Source organism: Pseudomonas sp. B22129 (assembly GCF_044218875.1).
Lineage (GTDB): Bacteria > Pseudomonadota > Gammaproteobacteria > Pseudomonadales > Pseudomonadaceae > Aquipseudomonas.
Window position 1 is genome coordinate 4,582,968 of the sequence record NZ_CP162592.1, and the last position, 26,742, is coordinate 4,609,709.

Consider the following 26,742-nt stretch of genomic DNA (forward strand, 5'->3'; position numbering starts at 1 on the left):
CGGGTATTCGAAAGGAGTTGCACATGGCACGACATAAACCAGCCGCCGAAGGGGGTTACCAGCGCGGCGAAGAAACCCGTGCACGCATTGTCGAGGCGGCCGTCGCGGTATTTTCCGAGCGCGGTTATGACGGTGCGTCGACGCGGGACATCGCCACGGCGGCGGGCGTCAATGCGCCGGCCATCCAGTACTACTTTGACGGCAAGGAAGGCGTTTACCTGGCGTGCGTGGAGCACATGATCGAGCTGATGTGGGGGAAAATGGGCGCGCCCGTCGAGGCCGCGGAAAACACCCTGGCTGACGCCGACGCAAGCGATGAGGCGTTGATCGTGGCTTCGCTGGGTATTTTGGGCACGGTGGTGTCGACCATTCAGGACAGCCCGCAAACCAGTGCCATGCGTGCTTTCCTGGATCGCCACCAGGCAGGGTTGTGCCCGGCGGTGGCGACCAAGGCCTTTGAAGAACGCTTCAAGGCGCGTATCGGGCGGGTGATCCGCCAACTGATCGCGCGCCTGTCCGGCTTTGCGCTGGAGGATGAGCGCACGGTGATCCACTCGTTGGCCCTGTTCACCCAGGGGCTGGCCTTTCGCGTGCAAAAGCCCAAGCTGCTGGACGCGCTGAAATGGACCGCCGTGAACCAGAAGGAAATGGAACTGGTGCGCGATGTGGTGCTGATGCAGGCACGGTTTACGCTGGAGGGGCTTGTGGCTCAGCGCGCCGAATAGGGCACCCCCAACTCCCACCGCGACTGCCAGTGTTCAAGGTACTGGCGCGCCACCTCCGGGTGATTGCGGATGACCACCACGTTTTCCGAGTTGGCTGTTTCCGCCGACGCTGCGTAGTTGAACGAGCCGGTCTCGACGGTGGCGCCATCGACAATGATGGTTTTGTCATGTTGCAGGTGGAAGTGGTCGCTGGTGCGCAGTTCCACGCCGTTGCGGCTGACGAAGTCCATGGCGTTGCGGCTGGCTTTGCCGAGGTTGCGCTTTTTGTCGATGACAATGCGCACGTTGACCCCGCGCTTTTTCGCGTCGACCAGCGCCTGAGCGATGTCGGTGGCCTGGAAGGCATACGCCAGCATCTGGACGCTGTGTTGCGCACCGCCGAGGGTGTCCAGCACCAACTGGCGTGCCGAGCCTTCAGGCGAGAAGCCCACTTCTATGTCGGGCGCTGCGACGCAAACGGCGGGCAGGCCCAGCAAAAGCAACAGCACTATGTGTCGAACTGTATTCATGGTTCCGGCTCCTGAAGGGGCAGTCAGTAGGCTTCACGGGGAATCATGGAGATGAATTCAGACTTGAACAGCGCTTCCATCACCCGCATGAAATCCGATGCCAGCTGCGAGCGTTGCTGGTGGCTGGGAAACACGATCGATACCTCGAAGGGGATGTGCTGGTCGAGCTTTCTGAAGGTGATGCCGGGGTACTTGGTGTAAGACGCGGTGAAGGGGTCGCAGACCGTCAGCCCCAAACCGCCCGAGACCATGCCGCAGGCCGAGTGGGCCGCGGTGGTTTGCACCGATGAAATGCCCGCCACGCCACGCGCTTCCATGGCCGAGTTGATTCTGCGCTGCAAGGGGTTGTTGGTATTCATGGAGACCAGCCTGCGCCCGTGCAAATCGTCCAGGGTGACCACGGTTTTTGCCGCCAGCACATCATCCACCGGCATCACACACACAGCGCTGATAGGCGGTAGAGCCACGGCCTGGATACCGGGGTATTCACCCGAGGGAATTTGCACAAAGCCGATATCCAGCTGGTTTGCCGACGTCAGCTCAAGAATCCCCAGCGAGTTGCGCACATCGAGTGAGGTCCGCACATCCGGGTGCCTGCGGGCAAAGCGGCAGACGCCTTCAGCCACCACGCTCAGGCCCAGCGTGCTCATGGCGCCGATGCGCAACGTGCCGGTGCGCAGGGTCACGAGGTCTTCTGCCACGCGCTCAATCCGCTCGATGCCTTGATAGAACTTGTCGACTTCGGCATACAGAACCTGTGCCTCCGCGCCGGGAATCAGCCGGTTGCCTTCGCGCCGAAACAGCCGGAGGGCGAGGGTGACCTCCAGATCACGAATCAGCCGGCTGATGGCCGGCTGGCTCACTTGAAGGGTTTCTGCCGCGATGGTCATGCTGCCTGTCTGCATGACGGTGCGGAAAGCTTCCAGTTGACGTGGGTTGAGTTTCATCGTTGTTCTCGAAAAGGCACTGTTAAAGCACGTTGTGGAGCCTATAACATTTTGTTATGTGCGTCCAACAAGTTGCCGGTTTGCTATCAGGTTGTCACCGGGCGATGATTTAGTTGCGTAGTTTTAACCGGCAATAGCCCGCAGTAAATTTCAATAATACGGGCGAAAAATAACAAGAGGAAGGCGCGTGCTTAATTACACCTTGCGCAGGTTGTTACTCCTGCTTCCAATGTTGGCGGGGGTATCCATTGTGATATTTCTGGTCATGCACTTTATACCGGGTGATCCGGCACAACTGGCCGCCGGCCCCGATGCAACAGCAGAAGATGTGGCGCAGATACGCACTAATTATGGTTTGGATAAACCACTGGTCACTCAATATATTATCTATGTAAAGAAGATCGCCACTGGGGATTTCGGTGAATCCTTCCAGACATTCACCCCGGTGCTCGATGGCATTGCCCGGACACTCCCCGCCACACTGGAGCTGACGCTGGCGGGTATGTTACTGGCCGTAATCGTCGGGGTTCCACTTGGGGTTTTAGCCGCGCTGAGGCCGCGTGGCATGCTTGACAGCGCGCTGACAACCTTTGCCGTGCTGGGTATCTCGGTGCCGGGGTTTTTCCTTGGCCTCATCTTGATGTCTATCTTCTCGGCGTACCTCGGCTGGCTGCCACCCACAGGGCGCGGCAGTTGGCAGCACTTGTTATTGCCGGCCCTGACCCTGGGCCTGCCTTATGTCGCCACGTTCTCCCGGCTGGCGCGGTCCACGATGATGGATGTCTTGCAGGAAGACTATGTGCGTACCGCCTATGCCAAAGGCGTGCCCGGTTACACAGTGGTTATCAAACATGCACTTTCCAATGCAGCTATTCCATTGGTCACTGTATTTGGGGTGGATTTTGGCCGGTTATTGGGCGGTGCGGTTATTGTCGAAACAGTATTTGCCTGGCCGGGCATGGGCCGATATTTAATTGATGCAATCATGGCGCGGGATCTCTATGTGGTTCAAGGCACGGTATTAGTGTTTGCCGCGTTGGTGGTCATTATTAACTTACTGGTGGATCTCATGTATGGCTTCCTCGACCCTCGCATCACCTATAACTGAGGCCGCTATGGTTAATTCAAAAAGACGTGGGTTCGGGTTTGTCAGTTTTCTGATCTCGAACAAGCGATGGTTTGCCTTCAGTGCCTTGGTGGTTATTGCATTCATGCTGGTCGCGGCGGTGTGTGCGCCGCTGATATTCAGTTGGGACGCGGTGACCCGAATCAATTTGTCCAACTCCCTGATCAACCCGGGCACCGACTTTTTGCTGGGCTCGGATCAAATGGGCCGTGACTTGCTGGGCCGTGTTCTGTGGGGGGCGCGAATCACCCTGACAGTGGCGATTTCCAGCGTGGCCATCGCGATGGTGGTGGGGGTGTCGGTCGGCGCGGCGTGCGGTTACTACAACGGTGCGCTGGCCAGCCTGGTCATGCGGGTGATGGACGCGATGATTGCCTTCCCAAGAACGCTGGTAGCGATCCTGGTGATTACGGTGGTCGGTAACAGCATCCTGAGCCTGACGCTGGCCATCGCCCTCTCCAGCATTCCCATCTACGTGCGTTTTTTTGCCGGGCCTGTTGCGGCATTGAGGCACCGCGAGTTTGTGCTGGCCTCCCAGTCCATCGGCGTCGGCAACCTGCGGCTGTTGCGGGTGCATATTCTTCCCAACATCGGTTCGCTGATCATTATCCAGGCCACCGTGTCGCTGGCAGAGGCCATCCTGATTGGCTCCGGGCTCAGTTTCCTCGGCCTGGGCCCACCGCCACCCACGCCCGAGTGGGGCTCAATGATCGCCGAGTCGCGGCCATTGCTGACCACACACCCTTACATCTTGCTGGCACCCGGTTGTGCGCTGGTGCTGACGATCCTCAGTTTCAACATTCTGGGGGATGCACTGCGTGACTATATCGACCCGAAATCGCGCAAGGCTTGACGCCCAGCGGTGCCCAACCGACGGCCTGTTCCATACACCGATAATCAGGTGAGAAAGATGACGCAACGCTTAAGATTCCTGGCCATGCTGATCGGCGGTTTTTGTGCGATCAACCTTGTCGAATTGCCCCTCGGCGCGGCCTTTGCGGCCAGCGCCAACGACACCCGCACCATCACCTTTGTACAAGGTTCCGACGTGGATACGTTGGACCCGGCCATGTCACGCAGTGTGCCGTCTTACAACGTGACGGATCATCTGTTTGATTGCCTTGTCGCCTGGAAAGGGCAGGAGCATGAGGGTTTTGTTCCCGGCTTGGCGCAATCGTGGACCCGCACTGAAGACGGCACGCAATGGACGTTTGTATTGCGCCAGGGCGTGAAGTTTCATGATGGCACCCCGTTCAATGCCGAGGCAGTGAAGTTCAACCTCGACAGAATGCTTGATCCGAAGCTGGGTTCTGCCCATCGATCGTATTACACCGATATCGACTCGGTGGACGTGCTCTCAACCTACGAAGTGCGAATCACCACAAAGCACGCCTCACCGACGATGCTGGAACTGTTGGCAAAGCAGTCATCTTCCATCAGCAGCCCGACGGCTGTCGCCAAATACGGCAGGGCGTATGGGCACCACCCAGTGGGTACCGGGCCTTATGTCTTTGTAAGCTGGGTGCCCAATGACCAGGTGGTGATCGAACGTAACCCGGCGTTTTATGGCGAGGCGGGCAAACCCTCGAGAATCATATTCCGCCCGGTCAAGGAAGACGCCTCGCGTGTCATCGAGCTCAGAACGCGCAATGCCGAGATAGCGGGAAACCTGTCTCCGGAAGCCGCCATCGAATTGGCTGCACTCAACACGTCCACCTTGTTACGCGTGCCCAGTACCTTTCAGGTGTTCTTTGAACTGAACCTGACCAAGCCTCCTTTCAACGACCCGCGCATACGCCGCGCCGTCAGCCTGGCCATCGACCGTCAGGCCATTGTCGACAAGGTGCTGCTGGGCTACGCCAAAATGCCGACCGGGCCGTTTCCGCCCGGCACCCAGGCGCGGCGTGAGTTTGCGCCTGTGCACTACGACCCCGAGCGTGCGCGCCAACTGATCAATGAAGTTTACCCAGGCGGTTATCCCGGCACGATTGTTCTGTGGACGCCGTCCGGCCGCTACACCAAAGACCGGCAGGTGGCCGAAGTGGTGCAGGGGTATTTGAATGCGGTGGGGCTCAAGACCGAATTCAAGGTGTGGGAATGGGCGACTTATCAGAAAAACCTGTACCGCGCTGAACCCGGGAAGGGCACGGGTAAAGGCTCCAACGACGCCAATATGTGGCTGTTGGGCACCGGTATTTCCGACGCCGATATACGCCTGCGGCGCAAGTTGTCCAGCGGCGACCCGCAAAACTTGACGGGGTATAGCAACGCCCAAGTGGATCGCTACCTCCAGTTGGCCTCGCGCGAACTGGATCCGCAAAAACGCATGGCCTATTACGGGCAGATCCAACAAATCCTGTGGGAACAAGACGCCGACAACCTGCCGCTGTTTGATCAGGAGCAGTTGATGGGCGTGCGCAAAGGCTTGACCGGGCTCGACGTGGACTACGACGGGACCACCGATTTAAAGCATGTAGAACTTATTGAGCGGTGAATGAAAATGTCCAATGCACAAGCCAGTGAAGTGTTGTTAACCGATGCGCGTTTGAGCGCACCGCCCGCCGAGCGCATGGTCAAATACCATGATGTGCCGGCGCTGGAAACCGAAAAACGCCAGTTTCATGAGTTTATCGACGTCGACCTCGCGCACACCGTGATGCTGGTGGAACAGGACATTCTGTCTGTGCCTGTCGGGCAGGCCATCCTGGCCGAGCTGCGGCGGATACGCGACATGAAGCCGGCGGATTTTCCCTTCGAGGTCAAAAAAGGCAGCTTCCTGCTTCAGGTCGAGTCCTACCTGTTTTCAAGGATTGGCGAAGACTCGGCCGGCCAGATGCACACCGGGCGCAGCCGTATCGACCAGGGCGCGACGGTACGCCGGTTGTATGACCGCGCGCGTATTCTGGCGGTACTGGACCGCATCAATGAGTTCCAGCTCGCGCTGATTGAAAAAGCCACGCAGCACGCCAGCACCATCATGCCCGGCTACACCCATATGCAGCACGCCCAGCCCTGGGTGTTCGGCCACTATCTGCTGAGCTTTACTTCACGCCTGCACGACAGTTTCAGCCGCTTGATGCAGGCTTACGGCAGGGTCAACCGCAACCCGCTGGGCGCAGTGGGGCTGGCGGGTACTTCGTGGCCGCTGGATCGCCAGCGCACCACGCATTTGTTGGGGTTCGACAGCCTGGTGGACAACTCCAAGCTGGGCCGGGAGGCCTGGTACGCAGCGGAAACCATCGGCGCGCTGTCGTTTGTCATGGCCGACCTCAACGACCTGGCTACCGACTTGCACATCTGGTCCAGCGTTGAGTTCGCCACGGTCGAAAGCCATGACGGCTATTGCGGGACCAGCAGTATTTTCCCGCAGAAGAAAAACCCCAGTGGCCTGGAAACCATCAAGAAGGCGGCGGGCGGTTCCGTGACCTGGCTTAGCACGGCCCTGGCCACATTCAGGTCGGAGGGCACTGGCGACCAGGCCATGCGCGACCTGCCACTGATTCACGATGCACTCGCCACCACTGAGGGCATGCTCGACCTGTTCACCGGCATCATCGAAACCCTGGTGGTGCATGAAGACCGCATGGCGCAATTGCTGGCCGGCAGTTGGTGCACGGCCAGCAACCTGGCTGACATCATCGTGCGCGACCGTGGCATCTCGTTCCGTCAGGTGCATCACATTGTCGCGCGGCTGGTGCGCAACTGCCTGGCCGAAGGGCTCTCGCCAGGCCAGGTGACCGGTGCCGCGCTGGATCAGGCTGCGCAGGAAACCGCAGGGCTGGTGTTGGCGTATTCCGACGCGCAAGTGCGTGATGCCTTGAACCCCCAGCGTTTCGTGGAAACGCGTACCTCTACCGGCGGCGTTGGCCCCAGCGAGGTCAGCCGCATGTTGGCGGTCGCCAGCAGCGAGCTGGAGCAGGACCGCGACTGGGTCGCCCAGAACCGCCAGCAACTGGCCCGCTCACGTGCAGACCTTGACTGCGCCGTGTCCCGAATTGTCGATTGAAGGAGCCACCCATGGATGACAATTTGGTAGCCCGCGTGCAAAACCTGAGTGTCGGCTTTGGTCTGAAAGGTCACGAGTCTGCCGTGGTGCGCGACGTATCTTTCGATGTCAGGCGCGGCCAGACACTGGCAATCGTCGGCGAGTCCGGCTCCGGTAAATCGGTGACGTCGATGGCCATGATGGGCTTGATCAAACGGGCAGGCGGGCGAGTGCTGTCAGGCTCGATGCAATTGCAGACCCGTGATAACCGCCTGATTGATCTGGTCAACGCGCCCGAATCGGTGATGCGCCACTTAAGGGGCGCTTCGATGTCGATGATCTTCCAGGAACCGATGACCTCGCTAAACCCGGTGTTCAAGGTCAGCGCCCAGTTGACCGAAGCGATCCTGCTGCACAAGCATTGCAGCCGTGCGGTGGCCCACCAGCAGGCGTTGCGCATGCTGGACCTGGTGCGCATTCCCGACGCTCGCCAGGTCATGGGCCGCTACCCCCATGAGCTGTCCGGCGGCATGCGCCAGCGCATCATGATTGCCATGTCGCTGGTGTGTGAGCCGACCCTGCTGATTGCCGACGAGCCGACCACTGCGCTGGATGTCACGGTGCAGGCGCAGATCCTGCGCATCATCAAGGAGCTGCAAGCCGACCTTGCCATGGGCGTGATTTTCATCACCCATGACATGGGCGTCGTGGCGGAGGTCGCGGACCAGGTGATGGTCATGAACAAAGGCGAGACGGTCGAGCAGGGTACTGCCGCGGCCGTTTTGCTCAACCCGCGGCAACCCTATACCCAGGCGCTGCTGGCGGCCGTGCCCAGGATCGGCTCGATGCGCGGCACCGATCTGCCGGCCAAGTTTGCCTTGATTGATGAGCCCGCCGCCCCGGCCGAAACGCCGCCTGAAAAACAGCCTGACTATGGCAGCACGCCGCTGCTGAGTGTGAAGTCATTGTCCATTCGTTACGACATCCGGGGCGGTTTGTTTGGCGCGGTCAAGCGGCGGGTGCACGCCGTCGAGGCCATTGACTTCGAAATCTATGCCGGCGAAACACTTGCGCTGGTAGGAGAGTCGGGCTGTGGCAAATCCACCAGCGCTCGCGCAGTTGCCGGGCTGATGCCCACCCAGGGCGGGGATATTGTCTTTGGCGGGCGCAACCTCGCGGCGTTGAACTCGCGAGACATGCAAGGTGTGCGGCGGGATATCCAGATGGTGTTCCAGGACCCGTATGCGTCGCTGAACCCGCGCCTCACCATCGAGGACAGCGTGTTGGAGCCACTGCTGGTGCACAACATCGCCCGGGGTGACGCCGCGCGTAAAACCGTACGCACGCTGCTGGAGCGCGTGGGCTTGCCTGCCGAATATGCCCAACGCTACCCCCACGAGTTTTCGGGCGGGCAGCGCCAGCGTATCTGCATTGCCCGCGCGCTGGCGTTATCGCCAAAGCTGATCATTGCCGATGAGGCGGTATCGGCGCTGGATGTGTCGATTCAGGCCCAAGTGATTAACCTGCTGCAGGATCTGCAACAAGAGCTGGGTATTTCATTTTTGTTCATTTCCCATGACCTGGCGGTGGTCGAGCGCGTCAGCCACCGGGTCGGCGTGATGTACCACGGGCGTATCGTGGAAATCGGCCCGCGCCGATCAGTGTTCGAAAACCCTCAGCATGCCTACACGCAAAAGCTGTTGAGCGCCGTGCCTTCGGCTGACCTGCACGCCCCTAAAACACCGTTCAGCTTGATGGATGAGGCGGTGCCGAGCCGCATCTACGATGTGAATCATCAGGCGCCGGCAGTGAGTTACCGGCAGGTGGGCCCCGGCCATTTTGTAGCGAATGCGGCCATTGCATAGGGGGCTGCGGCGGCCGGGCGTTGTGAAATGTTGTGAAGCACCATGGAATGGCCCTTTGCCCATGCTAACGTCCGCGTCGGGGTATCGTCAGCACGACGATTCATTCGTTCCATTGAGGGAGCAGCGCCGATGTCTACTACCGTAACGCCCGCGGCTGGCGGGTCGAACACTCCTAAGTCTTCACCGTCTTCGTTCGACGACAAGTTGAACATTGCCAAGTCCAGCAAGGTTATCGCCGATTACATGCGCCAGTCGGGCAAGTCGGCTATCACCAAGCAGGAACTGACGCAATTGGCCAATAACGCTTCGGGCAAGGTGCCAACCGACGTTTCCGACGCTGCCAAGTACATGGAGCGCCATCCTGACGTCTTCACCGCCATTGAAACCCACGACGTGGCCGGTGCCGACAACCTGTCCGGTGTGTGGAACTTCGACTGGGCAGCCAACGGCGGCCTGAAGGGCACAGCCACCGACGCCATCGCCAAAATGCAGGACACCTTTGACATGGCGATTGCCAAGTCGGCACAGATCACTGAAATCAGTACCGCTAAAAAGGCCGAGCTGGACTCGACCAAGCAACGCCCGCAAAACTGAGTTCTCTACGAAGACGTCATTTCCGGCCGCCGGCACGGGCACTGCCCGTCGGCGCCGGCCTTTATTTGCAGCACTCACTACCTGTATGCGCCTTTGGGCGTCCTTTCACGATGCGTTCAGCACAGATTCAAGCGAAGTGAGCAACTATGCACTCCTGCCCCCGTGCCCGGAGACGCCTTGATGTTTGTGACCGTTGTCGTAATCGCCCTGATTGCCTTGTGGGTCTGGTGGACTTACCCACGGGTTGGCAACGTGCTGTTCGAGCTCATTGGCTGGGTAGAGGCGCGGCGCTCCCGGCTTAAAAGCATCACCGTGCCCATCAAGGGCATGTCCCTGGCCACCTATCAGGGCGGCGATGCCCATGCGCCGGCACTGTTGCTGCTGCACGGTTTCAGCGCCGACAAGGGCGTCTGGCTGAGTTTTGCCCGGCACTTCACGGGCGATTATCGGGTGATCATTCCGGACCTCGCCGGCCACGGTAAAAACCCGTTTGTCAGCGGCGGCGACTACAGCATCGCCGCCCAGGCGCGGCGCATGGTGGCCCTGATGGATGCCTGCCATCTCGACAAGGTCCACGTGATCGGCAGCTCCATGGGCGCCTACGTCGCGAGCTGGCTGGCCACCCATTACCCTGAGCGGGTGCTGTGCCTGGGCCTGATCGGTGCGGCGGGCGTGAACCTGCCGCAGCCCAACGAGGTGGAGGAGCTGGTCAACAGCGGCGACAACCCGTTCCTGATTCGCAACCGCTCGCAGTTCGACCGTTTCTTCGCCATGACCATGGCGGCGCCACCCTTCATTCCCGAAGTGCTGCTGGCCGCCGAGGCGCACACCTACATCAAGCGCCGTGATGAGCTGGCGGAGATTTTTGCCAATTTTTCCGACAGCCCGCGCATGGAACCCTGGCTGCCGCAGGTGAGGGTGCCGAGCTTGATCCTGTGGGGCCGGGAGGACCGCATGGTGCCCGTGGCCAGCGCGCTAACCTGGCACGAGGGCATTCCCCATGCGCGCCTGGAAATTCTCGACGGCATTGGCCATCTGCCGATGGTCGAAAGCACCGAGCAAACCGTTGCACACTGCCGCGAGCTGCTGGACAAGGCCAAAGTGTATGCCTCGATCCGCCCTTAGCTGTATGGGGCACCGGGGTCGATAACCCACTACTGTCCAAGGCATGCCACCACCGCTTGGATGCCGCGCCATGTTCATGCCTACCAGCTTGCTCTCGGCCTTTGTGCTGTTCGCCTTCGTGTCCTCGATCACCCCCGGCCCCAATAACACCATGCTGCTGGCCTCGGGGGTGAACTTCGGCTTTCGCCGGTCGATGCCCCATGCGCTGGGGATCAGCGTCGGCTTCATGCTGCTGGTGATTTGCGTGGGGTTGGGCCTGGGCGAAGTGTTCAAGGTGTTTCCGTGGGCCTACACCCTGTTGCGGTATGTGGGGGCGACTTACTTGCTGTACCTGGCGTGGAAGATTGCGACCTCGGGCGGCCTGTCTGACAGCGAGGAAGGCCGGGGCAAGCCGATGACCTTTCTGGGCGCGGCGGCGTTCCAGTGGGCCAACCCCAAGGCGTGGATCATGGCGCTCGGCGCGATCACCACCTACACGCCGGCCGAAGGCTACGCGACCAATGTACTGGTGATTGCCCTGGTGTTTGCGGTGGTGAACCTGCCCAGCGTGTGTGTCTGGGTGGGATGCGGCAGCGGCCTGCGCAACGTGTTGCGCGAACCGCGCCGGTTGAAACGGTTCAACTGGACGATGGCCGGGCTGCTGGTGCTGTCGCTGTACCCAATGTTGTTTGCCGGTTGATATAGCCGCGTGCCGCCATTGACGGGGTTTGGCGGGCTGCGGCATGCTCGCCGCTGCTTGTCAGGCCTGCTACGGGATGTTGCGGCACGAAGCGATTGAACGGGCGTCGGGTTCGCAGTATCGCTTCACCTTCTTCCTATGAGATACCCGAGCGTGAAGCGTCCCCTTGTCCTTGCTGTGCTCATGGCGACGTCCGTCGCCACCGCTTATGCCAACGACCCTGCCGACAACCTGGTTGGCATCCGGGCCATCGAAACCACTTACCACCAATTGCTCACCGAGCTGGACCACAGCCGTGGCGCTCGCCCGGATGGCCAGACCCGCCAGCGCATCATCACGGCGTCCCAGGCCTTTCAAGGCGCGATGCAACGCGACGGTGGTGCCCGTGACAACCTCAACACCGATGTGAAAAATATCGTCGCCTCCCTGGGTGACGGCAGCTACAGCGCCGACGGCAGCATTCGTGCCTTGCAACGTGACGCCAAGGGCAGCGTGATCGACGCCGGGCCCTGGAAGCCCGCGCTGGCCGGCAACCCCGTCAGCGAGCCATTCGGCACGCACCTGAACCAGACAAGCGAAGGCGATTGCGTGGGGATTTCCGTGGTCAGGGCCTTCTCCAATACCCAGAAGGGCAACGAGATCCTCAAACGTGGCGTGACGCAGAATGCCGATGGCAGTTTCAACGTGAGCCTGCCGGGCGCCTCCGGGGCGGTGTTCCATTTGCAGCCCGGTGACCTGAACCAATACGGCACCGGCGATGCACCGGCGGCGGCGGTGGTCGGGGCGATGTTCCAGTATTTCCACCTCGACCCGGCCAAAGGCTCGTTGCCGACCAACAAGGTCATGGAGCTGCTGGCAGGGGAGTTCGGTGACCACCTGCGCCTGGCCGATGCACACAGCTCGCCCCAGGACATCAGCCAGTTTCTGCTGAGCCACGCCAGTGTGGTCGGCACGCGCGCAGCCATCGTGTTCGGTGGCAAACCGGCGCGCAATGGCGACTGGTCCAAAGGCGATGGGCATGCCTTCGCGATTATCCATATCGACCCGGCAACCGGCGTGCTCAGCTACACCAACCCATGGAACGAAGGCAAACAGGTGCGCACCATCGCCATCAGTGACCTGGCAGCCCAGGCCGCAGGCACGGGCGCGGATTTTGAAATGGTGACGTTCCGTTAAGCCGGGTCAGACCGGCGAGATGGTTGCCAGCAGGCCGATACCGATAGTCAGCACCAAAAAGCCGAACAGGAAAATTGCCATCTTGGTCATAAGGCCTCCGAAGGGAAGGGTGCGGCAGGAACCTTCCTGCTGCGCTCGACAAGGGTGTCGGGAATGGGGCCATTGTCCGCCGGCTACAGATTTCAATACAGACGCAGATGGAAAAGAAAAAACCGTATCAGATAGCGCGGTGGCTGCCGGGCTGCGGGCTCGGGCGGGGGTGCACTTTATGAAGATCAGCGCTTGATCCAGCCTTCTGCACCTTTGCTGCCCGGGCTTAATGTAACCTTCATGGGCAAGCGCAACTGTTACGAAAAAATTCCTGGCCTGTGCGGAGTAGGACGTATGCAACGCTGGTTGAGCAAATACCGTTACGCCATCCTTTTCTGGTTGTGTTTTGGTGTGTTTCGCACCTCGCTGGCCGACTGGAACCCCATTCCTTCCGGCTCCATGCGCCCGACGCTGGTCGAAGGCGACGTGGTGCTGGTCAATCGGGTGGCGTACGACCTCAAGGTGCCCCTCACCGATATTTCGCTGGTCAAGCTGGGCAACCCGCAACGCGGTGACGTGGTCACGTTTACCTCGCCCAAGGATGGCGTGCGCCTGATCAAGCGTATCGTCGGCCTGCCCGGCGACACCCTGCAAATGAATAACGAGGTGCTGTGGATCAACGGCACGCCGTCCACCTATGCAGACGCGCAGGACATTCGTGAACCCTTTGCGGCCGGGCAAACCCTTCCCGGGATCAAGCTGACTGAGCTGGCGAGCAACAGCCGGCGCACGGTCCAGTTCATGCCCGAGGTGCGCGCGCTGCGTGATTTCGGCCCGGTGGTGGTGCCGGCCGACAATTACTTCATGCTCGGCGATAACCGCGACAACAGCGCGGACTCCCGTTACATCGGCTTTGTGCCCCGGCACCTGCTGATCGGGCGTGCTCACCACATTCTGGCCTCCGCGCAGATCCTGGATAACTGGATGCCACGTTTTCGCCGTTTCGGCTCGGCAATCCTCTAAGATGGCGCCCACTGCACAGACAACAAGAGTGGGCTGACCCTCGATGGAAAGACGCCAGTTCAGTGGTGGCATGCAAGGCAAGAACCTGCGCTACCTCAACGACAACCCCCAGCAGCCGACGCCGGTGACCCGCGTCGGCTTTCTGCTGCTTGAACACTTCTCCCTGCCGGCCTTCACCCAGACCCTTGATACGCTGATCACCGCGAACCTGCTGCGCCCCGAGCTGTTTGCCACGCGCACGTTCGGCTGCTGTGACGGTGAAGTCATCAGCGACCTGGGCCTGGTGATCCGCCCCGATGCGCGCCTTGAGCCGGCGGCGCTCAAAGACCTGGACCTGCTGGTTATCTGCGGCGGCTTTCGGACTGAACTCAAAGCCTCTGATGACCTGATTCAACTGCTGTGCGCGGCTGCCGAACAGGGTGTCGGCCTCGCGGGCCTGTGGAACGGCTCCTGGTTCCTTGGTCGCGCGGGTCTGCTGCAGGGCTACCGCTGCGCCATTCATCCTGAACACCGCCCGGCGCTGGCGGAAGTGTCCAAGGCTGCGCAAGTGACCAGCGAGCCCTTCGTGATCGACCGTGACCGGCTCACGGCCTCCAGCCCGTCGGGCTCATTCCATATGGCCCTGGACTGGATCAAGAGCCTGCATGGCAAGGCGCTGGTGGAAGGCATCGAAGACATTCTGTCTTTCGAAGAATCCCGCTACCGGCGCATCAAACCCACGGAAAATGTGTGCGTCAGCGCGCCCTTGCGTGAAGTGGTCAAACTGATGGACGCCAACCTCGAAGAACCCCTTGAACTGGACCAGCTCGCCGTCTATGCCGGCCGTTCCCGACGCCAATTGGAGCGGCTGTTCAAGGAGCAACTGGGCACCACGCCGCAGCGCTACTACATGGAACTGCGCGTGACCGAGGCGCGGCGCTTGTTGCAACACACGGAGTTGTCGCAGGTGGATGTGCTGGTGGCGTGCGGCTTTGTGTCGCCGAGTCATTTCAGCAAGTGCTACAGCGCCTATTTCGGCTATCGCCCCTCCAAAGAGAAGCGGTTGGTCAAGTAATTTGTGACAAGCCCGCTCGCCACAACAGCCCGCGCCTGCGTTTCAATGCAACGAATAGCCTGCGCCGTCGCTCCTATGCGTACGAGTAACCTTTTCACAAGACAGGTAGTGGGCTTATGACGGCGACGGACAACGATCATGTGAACTGGCTGGTTGAACAATCGATGCTGCACGCGGCACGCCAGCGCGCCCGGCTTTATTCGGGGCAAGGGCGGTTGTGGCAGCAGCCGTATGCACAGACCCGGCCGCGTGATGCCACTGCGTTGTCGTCGGTGTGGTTCACGGCGTATCCGGCCTCGATCGTGACCCGCGAAGGCGGTACGGTGCTGGAAGCGTTGGGCGATGAGCACCTGTGGCACGCGTTGTCGAAAATTGGCATCCAGGGCATTCACAATGGCCCGCTGAAGAAGTCCGGAGGGCTTTCCGGCACTCGGCATACGCCGACCATCGACGGCAACTTTGACCGCATCAGCTTTGAAATTGACCCGGAACTGGGCACCGAAGCGCAGCTGCAGGCGTTGACGCGCATGGCGGCGGCGCACAATTCGGTGATCATTGACGACGTGATCCCGTCCCACACCGGCAAGGGCGCGGACTTCCGCCTGGCCGAGATGGCGTATGAGGACTATCCCGGTCTTTACCACATGGTGGAAATCCGCGAAGAAGACTGGCCGCTGCTGCCCGACGTTGCCGAGGGGCGCGACGCGCAGAACTTGAGCCCCTTGCAGGTCGATGCACTGCGCGACAAGCATTACATCGTCGGCCAGTTGCAGCGGGTGATCTTCTTCGAACCCGGAGTGAAGGAAACCGACTGGAGCACCACCCCCGTGGTAGTGGGTGTGGACGGCAAGCCACGGCGTTGGGTGTACCTGCATTACTTCAAGGAAGGCCAGCCGTCGCTGAACTGGCTGGACCCCTCATTCGCCGCACAACAGATGATCATCGGCGACGCCCTGCATGCCATTGACGTGATGGGCGCCAAGATCCTGCGCCTGGATGCCAACGGCTTTCTGGGGGTGGAGCGCAAACTCGATGGCACGGCGTGGTCGGAAAGCCACCCGCTGTCGATCACCGGCAACCAGTTGCTCGGCGGCGCCATTCGCAAGGCTGGCGGCTTCAGCTTTCAGGAGTTGAACCTCACGGTCGATGACATCGCTTCGATGTCCCACGGCGGTGCCGACCTTTCCTATGACTTCATCACGCGCCCGGCCTACCAGCACGCACTGTTGACGGGGGACACCGAGTTCCTGCGCCTGATGTTGCGCGAAATGCACAGCCAGGGCATCGACCCCGGCTCGTTGATCCATGCGTTGCAGAACCACGACGAACTGACCCTGGAACTGGTGCATTTCTGGACCTTGCACGCCCACGACAACTACCTCTATCAAGGGCAAACCTTCCCCGGCAACATCCTGCGCGAACATATCCGCGAACAGATGTATGAGCGGCTGGCCGGTGAGCATGCGCCGTATAACCTCAAGTTTGTGACCAATGGCGTGTCTTGCACCACCGCCAGCATCATTACGGCGGCGCTGGGTATTCGCGATCTGGAGGCGATCACGGCGGCGGATATCCAGCAGATTCGCCAGATCCATTTGCTGTTGGTGATGTACAACGCCATGCAGCCCGGGGTGTTTGCCTTGTCGGGTTGGGACTTGGTGGGCGCGCTGCCGCTGGCGGCGGATGAGGTCGCGCATTTGATGCAAGACGGCGACACGCGCTGGATCCACCGCGGCGCATACGACTTGGTGGATTTGAACCCGGATGCGCAGGTGTCGGCGGGCCAGATGCCGCGCTCGAAAACCCTGTACGGCAGCTTGAACAGCCAGTTGAAAGACCCGGAGTCATTCGCCTCGCAGTTGCAGAAAATCCTCGCCGTACGCAGTGCCTACGGCATTGCCGCCAGCCGCCAGATTCTGGTGCCGGATGTTGAGCATCCGGGGTTGCTGATCATGGTCCACGAGTTACCGGCCGGGAAGGGCACGCAAATCACCGCGCTGAATTTTGGCGGTGCGCCGATTACCGAAACCCTGCACCTGCCCAATATTGCGCCGGGGCCGGTGGTGGACATCATCAACGAACGGGTCGAGGGCGATCTCACCGACGAAGGCGAGTTCACCATCACGCTCGATGCCTATGAGGGGCTGGCGCTGAGGATCGTGAGCAACTCACCGATGCTCTGAGCCGAAGGTCGCCATGGCGGCATCAATGAAGCTGCGTAGCTTGGCGGTGCGCTGGCGGTCGGCGGGGTAGATCAGGCTCATGGGTTTGGATGGCCCTTCGTAGCCCGGCAGTACGCGCACCAGTTGCCCGCTGGCCAGCGCGGGCGCGAGCGAGTCGAGGGCCGCCATCACCACGCCGAAACCGGCGATGGCGGCTTTTAATTGCGCGTCGGCGCTGTTGACGCGCAAACGGCTGCCGACCTGCACCGGGTAGCTCTTGCCCTGGCGGGTAAAAATCCATTCCTTGTTGATCACCCGGTCGGCGAAGACATAGCCCAGGCACGAATGGCTGGCCAGGTCGCTCGGTTGCACGGGCGTGCCGTGTGCCTGCAAGTAGGCGGGGGCTGCGCACACCAGCAATTGGTAAGGGCGCAAGGGGCGTACGACCAGGCTGGTGCTGTCGGCCAGGCCGGGTTCGCCGATGCGAAATGCCGCTTCAACACCTTCGGCGATCAGGTCGACATAACGGTCGGTGAGGTCCAGGTCGATCTCCACCAAAGGATGCTGAGCCAGGAATTGATTGATCACGGGCATCAGGCTTTGTGCACCGAAGTTCTGCGGCGCGCTGATCTTCAGGGCGCCCATGGGCTGGGCGTGAGCATCGAGTGCCAGCGCGTCGGCAGCCTCGACGTCGGCCAGCAACCGCACGCAACGCTCATAGTAGGCGCGGCCGAACTCGGTCAACTGCTGGCGGCGCGTGGTGCGATTGAGCAGGCGCACTTGCAACTGCTGCTCGAGGTGCTCGACGTAGCGCGCGACCATCTGCGGTGACAACTCCAATGCAGCTGCCGCTGTGGCGAACGAACCGGATTCGGTGGCGGTGACGAACACGTGCATGGCGCGAAGCTTGTCCATCAATCATCACTCATAGTTGTGAATGCTTTCATCACAGGTCGATTTATCTGAATCAAGGTGGTGAATAAGCTAGCACCTTTTCCAGGAGACCTCCGATGAGCCAGCCAGAAATATTCCAGGACATTGCCCGCACTCGGCGTGTGACCCGCCAGTTTTTGCCGACGCCGTTGACCGAGCGCGAAATCAACCGCGTGCTGCTCGACGCCCAACACAGCCCGTCCAACTGCAACACCCAGCCGTGGCAGGTGCACCTGGCCAGCGGTGAAACCCGCGACCGGCTTTCCATTGCGCTGCTGGCCGCCGACGACCGTCAGCACTTCACCCCGGATTTCGAGTTCGACATGGCGGCCTACACCGGCGTGTATGCCGAGCGCGCACACGCCAGTGGCCGCGCGCGTTACGAGGCGATTGATATCGGCCGTGATGATCACGCCGCCCGTCAAGCCTGCCTGCGCCACAACCTGAAGTTTTTCGACGCGCCTCATGTGGCTTTTCTGTTTATGCCGCAGATCAGCGATTACGTGCGCTCGGCAGGGGATATCGGCATGTATGCGCAGACGTTCCTGTTGTCACTGCACGCTCGCGGGTACGGCGCGATTCCCCAGACCTTGCTGGGGATGTACGCCGACACGGTGCGCGATGTGCTGGGGGTGAGCGCCGAGATGAAGTTGATGTTCGGTATTTCCTTCGGGCATGCCGACCCGCATTCCGCATCGAATTTCGTCGAAGTCGGGCGGGTAGCGCTGGAGGACAGTGTGGTGCGGCACAGCTGATCGCATGGAATAAACGCGGCGCCGAGGACGTTCCTACAGTAAGCCTTTCAGCCGCCCCGGAGCGCAGCATCCATGAACCCTGTCGAATCACTGATCACCGAACAAGCCCTCAACAGCTTCTCGGCCGCCCCGGACCCGCGCTTCAAGCAGATCATGCAAAGCCTGGTGCGGCACCTGCATGCGTTTGCCAGCGAGGTCGAATTGACCGAGCAGGAGTGGTTCGAAGGCATTCGTTTTCTGACCGACACCGGGCACATGTGCGACGGGTTTGTGCGCCAGGAATTCATATTGCTGTCGGACACCCTCGGGCTGTCGATGCTGGTGGATGCGATCAATCACCGGCACGTTGCCAGCGCCACCGAAACCACGGTGTTCGGGCCGTTCTATATCGACGGCATGCCGGAACGCGCCTACGGCGAAAACATGGCACTGACGCCGGGTGAGGCCACGCTGATCCAGGGGCGGGTGCTGGATACCGAGGGCAACCCCTTGGCGGGCGTGTTGCTGGATGTTTGGCAAACCGCCGGCAATGGCATGTATTCAGGGCAGGATGTCGATCAGCCGGTGGGCAACTTGCGCGGGCGCTACCGTACCGATGCCAAGGGCGACTTTGCGATTCGCACGATTCTGCCGGTGTGCTATCCGATCCCCACCGACGGGCCGGTGGGGCGCATGCTCGAGGCGGCCGAGCGGCACCCGTGGCGCCCGGGCCATGTGCATTTCATGCTCGAAATGCCGGGGTATCGCAAGCTGGTCACGCACTTGTTTACCGAGGGTGATCCGTACCTTGAATCCGATGCGGTGTTTGGCGTGAAGCAATCGTTGCAGGTGGCTTATGAGGATCGGGCAACTCACGATGCAGTGTCTGCCAAGGTCGGTATGGCGTTGCCGTTCAAGCGGGCGTATTACGATTTTGTGCTGGAAAGTGAATGACGGGTGTGCAACAACACTTCTTTCAGGCACTGGGCGGCGGGCGTGAGCGCGCGGCCGGCGCTGCTGAGAAACACATACACGGGCGGCAGCGGTACCAACGCTTCACTCAGGGCGATGGTGCCCAAGCCCGCCGGGGCACTGAGTGGCGTACGCACCGTGATCCCCAACCCTGCGTTGACGGCCGCCCACAGCCCGGACACATTGGGTGTGGTAAAGGCGATTTCCCAAGGGATGCCGGCATCATCCAATGCGTTGATGGCGGCGGTGCGAAAGAAGCAGGGCGCCTCCAGCAGTGCGAGCTGCACCGGTTCACCGGTCTGGAGTGTGTCGCCTGGGCGGCCGATCCAGGCCATCGGCAACGTCGCCAGAATTTGCGCCTCGATACCGACTTTGCCGCTCAATAACACGGTCAGGTCGAGCTGGCCCTTTTCCAGGCGCTCGGTCAGCGCGGCATTGCGGTCGACCATGGCTTCAATGCGGATGTTGGGGTAGGCACGTTTGAACTGCTCAAGCACGATGGGCAGCCAGGTGTGGGCGAAGTCGGCGGAAAAGCCAAAACGCACCACCCCTTTGACTTTGATGCCGCCGAGCACGGCCACGGCTTCATCGTTAAGTTCGATCATGCGTTGGGCATAGGTCAGCAGGATTTCACCGGCTTCGGTCAGCACCCGGCCCCGGCCTTGTTTGCGAAACAGCGGTTGGCCGATGCGGTGCTCAAGCTTGTGTATTTGCTGGCTGACGGCTGATTGTGAGCGGCCGACCTTGTCGGCGGCACGGCTCATGGCGCCCAACTGATCTGCGGCAATCAGTGTGCGCAGTACATCCAGGTCTAGATCGATGGGCATGGGATTCTCTTGTGTGGGGAACCGCCGAGTCCCTGGCGGCTCGCTGGATCAGTGGGTGCGCACGTAGGCGATTTCACCGTAAACGCCCGGCCCGCCAATCGAAGGGTGCGGCACGGTAAAGGTCGCGTGCGCGATATCGACGGTGTACGGCCAGGTCAGGTTGGCGCCTTCCCAATTGGCGTAGGTGGCGTGCTCCACATGCAGGGTAATGGTGTGGTCCTTCTCGTTGACGGTGTAAGTACCGAAGTGGCACTGCGTGCCGACGACCGTGGCGCGGTATTCCTCGGGCGTGCCTTTGCTCTTGTCGTTGGCGGCAAATGTGGGGCGAACTTTACTCATGATCTGCAAGGCGTAGTGGCCGGTGGCGTCGAAGTTCAGCGTGCCTTGCGGATCGTCGCCGTAGAGGTGAATCCGGCTGCCGTCCGGGTTGACGTTGTCTGACGCGGTCAGCGTCCAGGTGCCCAGCAGCTGTTGATGGTCTGTTGAAGCGTGTGCCGGTAAAGCCAGGGGCAGCAGGCAAACCAGCAGGCCGATCATTTTATTTGCAGTACTCATGTCTCTCTCCAACTCATGGGGTGATTGCGCAGCCTGAGCCTAGCAATGGCACCCCCGGCGGACTAACGGGTAGTTCGAAGGTGAGACTTTCGCAAAACTGAAACCTCAGCCGTTGAGCGCAAGACGGTTCACCAATTCGGCGGTGGTTACAATTGAATGGGCGTAGGTCGGCCCGTTGAGGTCGTGGGCGGCGTGCATCAACTCGGGGCTCAGCGCGGCGGTGGCGTCGCGCACCAGCGTCACGTGGTAACCCAGTTCCACGGCATAGCGTGCGGTAGCTTCGATGCAGGTATTGGCCAACAGCCCGACGATGATCACGTGGGTGATGCCTTGCTGCTTGAGGCGAAAGTCGAGGTCGGTGTTGGCAAAACCGCTGGAGCCCCAATGTTCCTGGGCGACGATATCACCGGGTTGCGGCGCGAAATCCGGGTGCCATTCACCGCCCCATTCACCCCGAGCGAAGGTCTGCGCGTTCTGCACTTTGCGCTGGGTGGGGGTGGGGTGGGCCCAGTGATCGTAGTCGCCTTGCTCCCAGCGGCGGTGCGGTACAATCGCGACCTGCAACCCTAAGCCACGCACGGTTTTGTCGAGGGTGCGCAGGTTGTCGAGCAGGTGCACCTGTTCGGCGATGGGCTGGATGTGCGGGAAGACTTTACCGCCTTGCGAGAGAAAATCGTTGTAGGGGTCCACCAGCAGATAAGCCGTGCGATCAAGGGGGTAGGTGAAGGTCGTCATGGTGATCTCTCCAAGGGCATAAAACAGCGCGGGGCACCGTGCCGCATTATGCTATGTTAATCATAGTAGCGTTCGTGAGGCAACGTCCGTATGTCGTTGAAGAAGAAAACTGCGCCTGACACCCTGTGCCCGATTTCCCGCGCCGAGGAAATTGTGGGCAGCAGTTGGACCGTGCTGGTCCTGCGCGAACTGTTTATGGGCAACCATCGGTTCGACGAAATCCAGACCCAGAGCGGTGGCACGCCGCAGATGATTGCCGCACGCCTCAAAAGCCTGGAGGCAGACGGGATGGTTGCGCGCCGGCCTTACAGTGAACGGCCGCTGCGTTACGAGTATTTTTTGACCGAGAAGGGCGAGGGGTTCTACTCGGTCGTGCTGGCGCTGCGGGCGTGGGGCGAGACCTGGTGCAAAGCCGAAGGCGAGGAGCGGGCGGTCAACTACACCCACACGCTCTGCGGCCAACCGGCAGGCTTGGGGCCGCTGTGCGAGCATTGTGGCGAGCTGTTGCGCCGGGGTGAGCTGGTCAGTGAACCGAGTGCCGGCTATGTGCTGGAGCGCCAACAGCGGCGCGAAGGGACGGCGTGATCAGCGCAAGCCCTCGGCAATGCCTGCGGCCAATAGCTCATTGGCCAGGCGCAGGTTGCCCGGCTGGCGTGAGTGCGTGAGCCACACGCCCATTTTCAGCTGGAAATCGCTGATGTCGACGATGGCCAACTCATCGGCGTAGGCGATGCCCGGCAGCAATTTCGCCGGGATCAACCCAAGGCCCATACCCGCCGCCACCATGCGCATTTGCACCGAGGCGCCGTGGGTGTCCACGGCGAGTTTCAGCGCTTGCCCCTGGCCGCCCATCGCCGCCTCAAGCGCCGCCCGATACCCGCAACCCTTGGGGTTGAGCACCCATTCGGACGCGGCGAGGCTGTTGATCGCGGCGGGCGTGCTGACCAATGGGTTGCGCTTGCTCTGCACCACGAGAATGTCGAGCGTGGTGATCAACTGAGCCGCCAGGGCGGTGGGCGGGCTGTTGGCGGCCGGCAGCATCAGGGTCGCCGCGTCGAGTTCTCCCAGCAGCATCAGCCGCTCAAGTTCAGTGCTCCAGTCGGTGATGACCTGCAGCTCAAGGTTGGGCAGCTGTTCGCGCATCCGCGTCACCACGTCAAACACCACGGCGTCTGCGACGATCTGAGTCAAGCCCAGCCGGAACCTTCCGCTGGGCGTGGCGTTTTCCTTGGGGATACTCAGCAGGTGTTCGGCGTCTCTGAGCAGTTCCACGGCTTTTTCATAGATGCGATGGCCCATGGCAGTGGGTACAGGCGGGCGCGTGGTACGGTCGAACAAGGCTTCGCCCAGGGTTTCTTCAAGATGCTGAATACGCCGAGACACGGCCGATTGGGTCAGGCACAACGTGTGCGCGGCTTTGGTCAGCGAGGCGCTTTCGATAACCGTGACAAAGGCTTTCAAGTCTTGAAATAGCATGCGTAATACTCATCATCTTTTCGAAAATTATGCGCTTGATGAATCGTTGCGTCGAGACTAGCGTAATACCACCGGCCGCCGATGTGGATGGCCACTGACCCGTCAAGGATTTTTGCCATGCCTTTAGTTCGAATCGACCTCTCTGCCGACACGTCCGTTGAAACCGCTGCCGCCATCGGCGACGTGGTGTACAACGCCATGACCGCGGTGGCCAACGTGCCCGAGCACGACAAATTCCAGATTATCAACCGTCATGCCAAAGACGAATTGGTGTACCCGGCGGCTGGCTACCTCGGCATCAATTACACGCCGAAGATTGTGTTCATTCAGGTGACCTGGAACGCCGGGCGCAGCATTGAGGTGAAAAAGGCGTTTTACAAATTCATCGCCGACGGCATCCACGCCAAGACCGGGCTGCGCAAGGAAGACGTGTGGATCAGCCTGGTTGATGTGAAGCGTGAAGACTGGTCGTTTGGTAATGGTGAAATGCAGTACGCGCCCACCGAGTGACATGACGCATGGAAAAGGGGCGACTCATGGCTGAGTCGCCCCTTTTTTATTGGGCTGCGTTCAAGGCTTCAAGAAACTGCGTGTGTTTCAGCGTTTGGGAAAACATCGGCAGCGTGAAGTTTTCGGCAGCGTGTTGCTGTTCATCGCTGAAGGTGGCCGTGCAGTCGGTCAGGGTGACCACGTCGTAGCCTTTTTCGTAGCCTGAGCGAACCGTGCCTTCGACGCAGCAGTTGGTCAGGAAGCCTGCCACCACCAGGTTCTGGATGCCGTTGTTGCGTAGCACCAGGTCCAGGCCGGTGCTGGCGAATGCGTCGAGCCCGCGTTTGCCCTCGATCACGATGTCGCCCGGGCCACGGGGCAGGGCGTCGGTGATTTCGGCGCCCCAGGATCCGGCGCGGAACGCGTTGCCGTCGGCCACGCCTTTGAGGATGCCGTAGGAACGGGTGGTCAGCTCGGGGTAGCCCTCGGCAAAGTGGATCGGCATGTGAATGATCGTCACGCCGAGCTTGCGCGCCTGTTCCAGGGTAGCGGCGGTGTTGGCCAGCATGTTGGACGTTTGCATCACGCCTTTGACGGCGTCGTGGAACACGCCGCCTTCGGTGGTGAAGTCGTTCTGGTATTCGATCAAGACAATCGCAGTGTTATGCGCGTGCATGGTGGCTCTCCGAAACGTTGGGTGAGTCGCTGTTGCCTTCAATCAGGGCGACGCTGTAAGTCGCACCTTTGAAACGGTGTGCGGCAGCGGCCTGATACGCCGGGCTGTCGTACCAGGCGCGGGCTGCTGCGGTGGTGGGAAACTCCAGAATCACAACGCCTTCTGCCTGCGCACCTTCCAAAGCCTGTGGCGCAGCTTTGACCACCAGCTTGACAGGGTAGCCGTTAAAGGTGTCGCCGACCTGGCTTTGGTAGCGGTCCAGGTGGGCCTGATCCAGCGTCTTTTCTTTGGTGAATACGATGAACGCCGGCATATCAGTGGCTGTCCGGCGTGGGCGCGCTGGCGGCGATAAACCCTTGGGCCTTCATGGCCTGCCAGAACGCCGCAGGAATGATGGCCTTGATCGCCTGCGTGTCTTCGGTGATGCGCGAAGGGCGGCTGGCGCCGGGGATGACGGCGGCTACCAGCGGGTTGGCCAGTGCAAATTGCAGGGCCGCGGCCTTGATATCGACGTGATGCAGTTGTGCGAGCGCGTGGATTTTCGCGACCTTGTCGAGCATCGCAGCAGAGGCCGGTTGGTACTCGAAATGTTTCCCGCCCACCAGTACGCCGGAGCTGTACGGGCCGCCGGCGACAAACTCGGCGCCTTGGGCCTGGGCTTTGTTGAACAGGCGTTGCAGCGGTTGCTCGTGATCGAGCAGCGTGTAGCGACCGGCGAGCAGGAACCCGTCTGGCTGAAATTCTTCCAGATCCAGCAACAGTTCGCAGGGTTCAACACGGTTCACACCCAGGCCCCAGGCCTTGATCACGCCTTCTTCCTTCAGGCGTGTCAGTGCCTTGAACGCGCCTTTGCGGGCGATGGCGAAGTGTTCGATCCACTCATCACCGTGGGTGTCCTGGGCCACGTCGTGCACGAACACGATGTCCAGGCGGTCGGTGCCCAGGCGTTGCAGGCTGCTTTCGATGGAGCGCAAGGTGGCATCGGCGCTGTAGTCGCTGAGCATTTTATTCGGGTTGCCTTGGCTGAACGGCCCCGAGCCTGGTGTGGCGTTGAGTTCATCGGAGACCAGGCGACCGACCTTGGTGGAAAGCGTATAGGCATCCCGAGGATGATGGGCCAGGGCTTTGCCCAGCCGGGTCTCGGACAGGCCGGCGCCGTACAACGGCGCGGTATCAAAGAAGCGGATGCCCTGATCCCACGCGGCGGCAACGGTTGCGGCGGCCTCATCTTCGTCCAGGGTGCGGAACATGTTGCCCAATGGCGCGGTGCCGAAGCCCAGTTGGCCGATAATCTTGTCTTTTAAGCTCATTGCGTTTTCTCTGTGGTGAGGTGAGTGGTTATTGCTGTGCAACCTGGTTTTCCAGGGTGCCGATTCCTTCAATCGTGATACGCACGCTGTCGCCAGCCTGCAAAAAGCGTGGCGGGGTGAACCCGATGCCGACGCCGACGGGCGTGCCCGTGCTGATGACATCACCCGGCTTGAGCTCGATCCCCGCAGACAGGCATTCGATCAGTGCGGGAATATCGAAAATCAGGTCTTTGACATTGGCTTGCTGGCGCAGCTCGCCGTTCACCCAGCATTCGATCGTGGCGTCCTGTGGGTTGAATTCATCGGCGCTGACCATCCACGGCCCCATCGGGCAGAACCCGTCGAGGGATTTGCCGAGGAACCACTGGCGGTGGTCTTTCTGCAGGTCGCGGGCGGTCATGTCATTGATGACGGTGTAGCCCCACACGTGAGCGTAGGCGTCTTCGCGGGAAATACCCTTGCCGCCCTTGCCAATGATCACGCCCAGTTCCGCTTCATAGTCCAGCTGGCGGGTGACCTTGGCGTGCAGCGGAATCGGGGCCTGGTGGCCAATCACGGTTTGCGGGGTTTTGGTGAAAATCACCGGAAATTCCGGAGCGATTTCCCCGTCCTTGGCACTGTGATCGAAGCCGGATTTGCTGAATTCAGCGGCGTGAGCGTGATAGTTCTTGCCGACGCAGAAGATGTTTCGCTCAGGCGCCAGCGGCGCCAGGATCGTCACCCCTTCAAGCGAAGTGCCTTCGCCGTGTACGGCAAGCCCGGCCTTGAGTTCATCCCACTCGGCAATCAAGTGCTGCAGGCTGCCGGAAAACGGCGCGGCCAGGTTTCGCAGCGGCCAGTATTGTTGTTTGTCTGCATCGATAAGCGCGGGCACAGACTCGCCGCTGGCGCTCAGAATATGAGTGAATTTCATCGCTAAACCTCGACATGGAGCAGGCGGCGGGTGAGTCGCCCATGGGAGGTTGAAGATACATGACTAGAAACATCTATAAAATAAAGTTTGATTGGAATCTATTAATGCCTGACTGAAGCAAA

28 protein-coding genes are annotated in these 26,742 nt (G+C 60.8%); 17 read left to right on the forward strand and 11 right to left on the reverse strand.

What is annotated here, in order from left to right; genetic code table 11:
* The first annotated feature begins 23 nt into the window (after positions 1 to 23).
* Complete coding sequence (locus AB4P94_RS21155; protein WP_395607278.1) at positions 24 to 725, forward strand: CerR family C-terminal domain-containing protein; 702 nt, start codon at positions 24 to 26, stop codon at positions 723 to 725.
* On the opposite strand, the gene AB4P94_RS21160 is transcribed toward AB4P94_RS21155, so the two are convergent.
* Both AB4P94_RS21160 and AB4P94_RS21165 read right to left on the reverse strand, forming a co-directional pair.
* Entirely contained in the window at positions 710 to 1,234 is a 525-nt protein-coding gene (locus AB4P94_RS21160) for a phospholipase D family protein (RefSeq protein WP_395607279.1), read from the reverse strand. The two genes, AB4P94_RS21155 and AB4P94_RS21160, sit on opposite strands and share 16 nt — an antisense overlap.
* Positions 1,235 to 1,257: 23 nt before the next feature.
* Entirely contained in the window at positions 1,258 to 2,181 is a 924-nt protein-coding gene (locus AB4P94_RS21165) for a LysR substrate-binding domain-containing protein (protein ID WP_395607280.1), read from the reverse strand.
* Between the two features lie 187 nt (positions 2,182 to 2,368).
* Here AB4P94_RS21165 and AB4P94_RS21170 point away from each other — a divergent pair, with 187 nt between their 5' ends.
* The 12 genes from AB4P94_RS21170 (at position 2,369) to treS (ending at position 17,021) form a co-directional block, all read left to right on the forward strand.
* Positions 2,369 to 3,289, forward strand: a complete 921-nt coding sequence (locus AB4P94_RS21170; protein ID WP_395607281.1) for an ABC transporter permease — start codon at positions 2,369 to 2,371, stop codon at positions 3,287 to 3,289.
* Between the two features lie 7 nt (positions 3,290 to 3,296).
* Positions 3,297 to 4,160 (forward strand): ABC transporter permease, encoded by an 864-nt coding sequence (locus tag AB4P94_RS21175; protein WP_395607282.1) that lies wholly within the window; start codon positions 3,297 to 3,299, stop codon positions 4,158 to 4,160.
* Positions 4,161 to 4,217: 57 nt separating this feature from the next.
* A complete protein-coding gene (locus tag AB4P94_RS21180) occupies positions 4,218 to 5,801 on the forward strand; it encodes an ABC transporter substrate-binding protein (RefSeq protein ID WP_395607283.1) in 1,584 nt (527 codons plus the stop codon).
* A 6-nt stretch (positions 5,802 to 5,807) separates the two neighbouring features.
* The gene (gene argH, locus AB4P94_RS21185) at positions 5,808 to 7,313 is read left to right on the forward strand and encodes an argininosuccinate lyase (protein ID WP_395607284.1); all 1,506 of its coding nucleotides are present in this window, start codon (positions 5,808 to 5,810) and stop codon (positions 7,311 to 7,313) included.
* 11 nt (positions 7,314 to 7,324) lie between these two features.
* A complete protein-coding gene (locus tag AB4P94_RS21190; protein WP_395607285.1) occupies positions 7,325 to 9,157 on the forward strand; it encodes an ABC transporter ATP-binding protein in 1,833 nt (610 codons plus the stop codon).
* Positions 9,158 to 9,286: 129 nt separating this feature from the next.
* Positions 9,287 to 9,751 (forward strand): hypothetical protein, encoded by a 465-nt coding sequence (locus tag AB4P94_RS21195; protein ID WP_395611414.1) that lies wholly within the window; start codon positions 9,287 to 9,289, stop codon positions 9,749 to 9,751.
* Between the two features lie 180 nt (positions 9,752 to 9,931).
* Positions 9,932 to 10,876, forward strand: a complete 945-nt coding sequence (locus AB4P94_RS21200) for an alpha/beta fold hydrolase (RefSeq protein WP_395607286.1) — start codon at positions 9,932 to 9,934, stop codon at positions 10,874 to 10,876.
* A 70-nt stretch (positions 10,877 to 10,946) separates the two neighbouring features.
* A complete protein-coding gene (locus tag AB4P94_RS21205) occupies positions 10,947 to 11,555 on the forward strand; it encodes a LysE family translocator (protein ID WP_395607287.1) in 609 nt (202 codons plus the stop codon).
* A gap of 153 nt (positions 11,556 to 11,708) precedes the next feature.
* Positions 11,709 to 12,731 (forward strand): hypothetical protein, encoded by a 1,023-nt coding sequence (locus AB4P94_RS21210; protein WP_395607288.1) that lies wholly within the window; start codon positions 11,709 to 11,711, stop codon positions 12,729 to 12,731.
* 384 nt (positions 12,732 to 13,115) lie between these two features.
* Entirely contained in the window at positions 13,116 to 13,784 is a 669-nt protein-coding gene (lepB, locus tag AB4P94_RS21215; protein WP_395607289.1) for a signal peptidase I, read from the forward strand.
* Between the two features lie 70 nt (positions 13,785 to 13,854).
* Positions 13,855 to 14,838, forward strand: coding sequence for a GlxA family transcriptional regulator (locus tag AB4P94_RS21220; protein WP_395611371.1), 984 nt, complete (start codon positions 13,855 to 13,857; stop codon positions 14,836 to 14,838).
* A gap of 116 nt (positions 14,839 to 14,954) precedes the next feature.
* Positions 14,955 to 17,021 carry a maltose alpha-D-glucosyltransferase gene (gene treS / locus AB4P94_RS21225; protein WP_395607290.1) on the forward strand — a complete coding sequence of 689 codons (2,067 nt, stop codon included), beginning with the start codon at positions 14,955 to 14,957 and terminating at the stop codon, positions 17,019 to 17,021.
* On the opposite strand, the gene AB4P94_RS21230 is transcribed toward treS, so the two are convergent.
* The gene (locus AB4P94_RS21230) at positions 17,007 to 17,915 is read right to left on the reverse strand and encodes a LysR family transcriptional regulator (protein WP_395607291.1); all 909 of its coding nucleotides are present in this window, start codon (positions 17,913 to 17,915) and stop codon (positions 17,007 to 17,009) included. The two genes, treS and AB4P94_RS21230, sit on opposite strands and share 15 nt — an antisense overlap.
* A 95-nt stretch (positions 17,916 to 18,010) precedes the next feature.
* Between AB4P94_RS21230 and AB4P94_RS21235 the strand changes: the two genes are divergently transcribed.
* Together AB4P94_RS21235 and AB4P94_RS21240 are read left to right on the forward strand one after the other, a co-directional pair.
* Complete coding sequence (locus AB4P94_RS21235; protein ID WP_395607292.1) at positions 18,011 to 18,688, forward strand: nitroreductase; 678 nt, start codon at positions 18,011 to 18,013, stop codon at positions 18,686 to 18,688.
* Positions 18,689 to 18,760: 72 nt separating this feature from the next.
* Positions 18,761 to 19,621 carry an intradiol ring-cleavage dioxygenase gene (locus tag AB4P94_RS21240; RefSeq protein ID WP_395607293.1) on the forward strand — a complete coding sequence of 287 codons (861 nt, stop codon included), beginning with the start codon at positions 18,761 to 18,763 and terminating at the stop codon, positions 19,619 to 19,621.
* On the opposite strand, the gene AB4P94_RS21245 is transcribed toward AB4P94_RS21240, so the two are convergent.
* The 3 genes from AB4P94_RS21245 to AB4P94_RS21255 form a co-directional block, all read right to left on the reverse strand.
* Entirely contained in the window at positions 19,594 to 20,466 is an 873-nt protein-coding gene (locus AB4P94_RS21245; RefSeq protein ID WP_395607294.1) for a LysR substrate-binding domain-containing protein, read from the reverse strand. The genes AB4P94_RS21240 and AB4P94_RS21245 overlap by 28 nt on opposite strands.
* Positions 20,467 to 20,514: 48 nt before the next feature.
* Positions 20,515 to 21,021: a lipocalin-like domain-containing protein gene (locus tag AB4P94_RS21250; RefSeq protein ID WP_395607295.1), complete on the reverse strand. Its 507-nt coding sequence runs from the start codon at positions 21,019 to 21,021 to the stop codon at positions 20,515 to 20,517.
* A gap of 105 nt (positions 21,022 to 21,126) precedes the next feature.
* A complete protein-coding gene (locus tag AB4P94_RS21255; protein WP_395607296.1) occupies positions 21,127 to 21,756 on the reverse strand; it encodes an isochorismatase family cysteine hydrolase in 630 nt (209 codons plus the stop codon).
* A gap of 90 nt (positions 21,757 to 21,846) precedes the next feature.
* On the opposite strand from AB4P94_RS21255, the gene AB4P94_RS21260 reads away from it, so the two are divergent.
* Positions 21,847 to 22,341: a winged helix-turn-helix transcriptional regulator gene (locus tag AB4P94_RS21260; RefSeq protein WP_395607297.1), complete on the forward strand. Its 495-nt coding sequence runs from the start codon at positions 21,847 to 21,849 to the stop codon at positions 22,339 to 22,341.
* Here the strand turns inward: AB4P94_RS21260 and AB4P94_RS21265 are convergent, their stop codons facing one another.
* Complete coding sequence (locus tag AB4P94_RS21265; RefSeq protein ID WP_395607298.1) at positions 22,342 to 23,232, reverse strand: LysR family transcriptional regulator; 891 nt, start codon at positions 23,230 to 23,232, stop codon at positions 22,342 to 22,344.
* A gap of 117 nt (positions 23,233 to 23,349) precedes the next feature.
* Between AB4P94_RS21265 and AB4P94_RS21270 the strand changes: the two genes are divergently transcribed.
* A complete protein-coding gene (locus AB4P94_RS21270; RefSeq protein WP_395607299.1) occupies positions 23,350 to 23,742 on the forward strand; it encodes a tautomerase family protein in 393 nt (130 codons plus the stop codon).
* 46 nt (positions 23,743 to 23,788) lie between these two features.
* Here AB4P94_RS21270 and AB4P94_RS21275 read toward each other — a convergent pair whose 3' ends face one another.
* The 4 genes from AB4P94_RS21275 to AB4P94_RS21290 are packed head-to-tail and all read right to left on the reverse strand — an operon-like array spanning position 23,789 to position 26,620.
* The gene (locus AB4P94_RS21275) at positions 23,789 to 24,397 is read right to left on the reverse strand and encodes a cysteine hydrolase family protein (protein WP_395607300.1); all 609 of its coding nucleotides are present in this window, start codon (positions 24,395 to 24,397) and stop codon (positions 23,789 to 23,791) included.
* On the reverse strand, positions 24,384 to 24,710 hold the full coding sequence (locus AB4P94_RS21280) for a DUF1330 domain-containing protein (protein ID WP_395607301.1): 327 nt from the start codon (positions 24,708 to 24,710) through the stop codon (positions 24,384 to 24,386). Before AB4P94_RS21280 ends, AB4P94_RS21275 begins: the two co-directional genes overlap by 14 nt.
* Before the next feature lies 1 nt (position 24,711).
* Complete coding sequence (locus AB4P94_RS21285) at positions 24,712 to 25,707, reverse strand: aldo/keto reductase (RefSeq protein WP_395607302.1); 996 nt, start codon at positions 25,705 to 25,707, stop codon at positions 24,712 to 24,714.
* 28 nt (positions 25,708 to 25,735) lie between these two features.
* The gene (locus AB4P94_RS21290; RefSeq protein ID WP_395607303.1) at positions 25,736 to 26,620 is read right to left on the reverse strand and encodes a fumarylacetoacetate hydrolase family protein; all 885 of its coding nucleotides are present in this window, start codon (positions 26,618 to 26,620) and stop codon (positions 25,736 to 25,738) included.
* Between the last annotated feature and the right edge of the window lie 122 nt (positions 26,621 to 26,742).